Source organism: Pseudomonas sp., from assembly GCF_017744435.1.
GTDB lineage: Bacteria > Pseudomonadota > Gammaproteobacteria > Pseudomonadales > Pseudomonadaceae > Aquipseudomonas.
This window is the reverse complement of sequence record NZ_JAGIBG010000071.1, coordinates 1-2,238: the sequence shown is the minus strand read 5'-3', so window position 1 is coordinate 2,238 and position 2,238 is coordinate 1. Positions and strand designations below refer to the sequence as shown.

Genomic DNA, 2,238 nt, shown 5'->3' with positions numbered 1-2,238 from the left:
GCTGGCGCGATCCCTGTGGGAGCCGCGCTTGCCGGCGATGGGCCGCGAAGCGGCCCCACGATCTCAAGGTTGCTGCATAAATTGCCGGGGCCGCTTTGCGGCCCATCGCCGGCAAGCGCGGCTCCCACAGGGATCGCGCCAGCTTCAGGCAATTGAGCGAGACAGTTGCTCTCACATTGCCGCGCTGGGCCGGCGGCCTTTATCAATCCCGCAAATCGGACTCGTGAATCGGGTTGGCGCGGCTGGTCGCCCGCTGATACTGCGCAGGCCAGGTGGCCTTGTTACCACCCAGATCATCATCGGCATGCAGCGGCCAGTAAGGATCGCGCAGCAGCTCCCGGGCCAGGAAGATCACGTCGGCCTGCCCGGTGCGCAGGATGTGCTCGGCCTGGGCCGGTTCGGTGATCATGCCGACGGTGCCGGTGGCGATCTCTGCTTCCTTGCGCACGCGCTCTGCAAAGCGTGTCTGATAGCCAGGGCCTGTAGGAATTTCGGCGTTGACTGAGGTACCACCGGAGGACACATCGATCAGGTCGACACCCAGCACCCGCAGGCGACGAGCCAGTTCGACGGTTTCATCGGGGTTCCAGCCGTCCTCGACCCAGTCGGTCGCCGACACCCGTACGAACAGCGGCAACTCGGCCGGCCAGGCCTTGCGCACCGCTTCGACCACCTGCAGCGTCAGGCGGACGCGGTTCTCGAAACAGCTGCCGTATTCGTCGCGGCGCTGATTGCTCAGCGGTGAGAGAAACTGGTGCAGCAGATAACCATGGGCGGCGTGGATCTCGACCACCTTGAAGCCGGCCTTGAGCGCCCGCTCGGTCGAGGCGACGAAGGCGTCGATCACGTCCTGGATCTCGTCCTTGCTCAACTCGCGTGGTGGTGTGTGCTGCGGGTCGAAGGCAATCTTCGACGGGCCCACGGGCTGCCAGCCGCCGTCTTCGAGCTTCACACTGCCCTGCTTGCCCAGCCAGGGCCGATAGGTACTGGCCTTGCGCCCGGCGTGGGCCAGCTGGATACCCGGCACGGCGCCCTGGGCGGTAATGAAACGGGTGATGCGCTGCAACGGGACGATCTGGTCGTCGTTCCACAAACCGAGGTCTTCGGCGGTGATGCGGCCATCGGCAGTCACCGCGACGGCTTCGCTGATGACCAGGCCCGCGCCACCCACGGCGCGGCTGCCCAAGTGAACGAGATGCCAATCGTTGGCCAGGCCATCGATGGCGGAATACTGGCACATCGGCGAGACCGCGATGCGGTTGGGCAGCGTCAGCTGACGCAGGGTGTAAGGCTCGAGCAGCAGGCTCATGAGGGCACCTCCCAAGGACTCCAATGGTGATCCGGCCCGGACACTCAAATGCACATCCCTGGCCCGGTGCCGGTCATTAATCAGACTAGACCAGATTGGTGGGGGGGAAGGTTCAGTGGGATTGCTGACTGGTCCGACGCATGCATCAGACGTTTCCTACGCATATGAACTGGCGGTGGATAGCCAAGGAAAATATCCTACAAGCCCTGTCGACTCGCGTCTGATTGTTCCTGGAAACACCGCCCTTTAGGCTTTTGGGGTCGCTGAATGCATCAGCGATGTGGGTGTGGAAACCCGGTCAATCTTCAAGTGCCTGTCGTAATGGCAGCTGTACACGGGAGGCCGTATGGCCTACCGGGGTTCCTTGAAGACCGGTTTTCCACCCCGTGTACAGTTGCCGCCCTTCGTGTGGAAACGGCGGTGGCAACTCCTTAAATCTTCAAGGAATTGCTATGAAAAAGATCGTCCCCGGCCCACCCCATCATTTCGACCTTCCCTCCGACAAGACCCTCACCAACGCCGTCAGCGAGGGCATCGTGCCCATCGACCACGTGGTGATGAACGTCACTCATTACCTGATGCTTGCGTACAACCATTGCCACCGAACCCTCGATGCCATCGATGCCATCGATGCCATCGATGCCATCGAAGATGACAGTACCCGGGAGTCGCTGGTTAACGGGCTGCGTGCCATGCAGATTGCCTGGGGCCAGGCGGATGCGTTGTCACTGGCCCTGGAGCGGACTTCCAGCCTGCAGTGAGGTTGGATTTGCGGGCCTCTTCGCGGGCACGCCCGCTCCCACAGGTACTGCACGAGTTTCGAAGGCAGTGATGATCCTGTGGGAGCGGGCGTGCCCGCGAAGAGGCCCGCAAATCCAACCTCACTGCAGGCTGGAAGTCCGCTCCAGGGCCAGTGACAACGCATCCGC

The 2,238-nt window shown here is 62.6% G+C and carries 2 protein-coding genes; one reads left to right on the top strand and one right to left on the bottom strand.

Translation table 11 applies throughout. The features are described from left to right. Window positions 1-202: 202 nt before the first annotated feature. Window positions 203-1,309 (bottom strand): NADH:flavin oxidoreductase/NADH oxidase, encoded by a 1,107-nt coding sequence (locus J7573_RS25575; RefSeq protein WP_294341363.1) that lies wholly within the window; start codon window positions 1,307-1,309, stop codon window positions 203-205. Between the two features lie 452 nt (window positions 1,310-1,761). Here J7573_RS25575 and J7573_RS25570 point away from each other — a divergent pair, with 452 nt between their 5' ends. Further along, window positions 1,762-2,070, top strand: a complete 309-nt coding sequence (locus J7573_RS25570; protein WP_294341361.1) for a hypothetical protein — start codon at window positions 1,762-1,764, stop codon at window positions 2,068-2,070. The last annotated feature ends 168 nt before the right edge of the window (window positions 2,071-2,238 follow it).

Bases quoted from the DNA above. Each gene is read 5' to 3' on its own strand.
- J7573_RS25575 (WP_294341363.1), bottom strand. From the start codon at position 1,309: ATGAGCCTGCTGCTCGAGCCTTACACCCTGCGTCAGCTGACGCTGCCC.
- J7573_RS25570 (WP_294341361.1), top strand. From the start codon at position 1,762: ATGAAAAAGATCGTCCCCGGCCCACCCCATCATTTCGACCTTCCCTCC.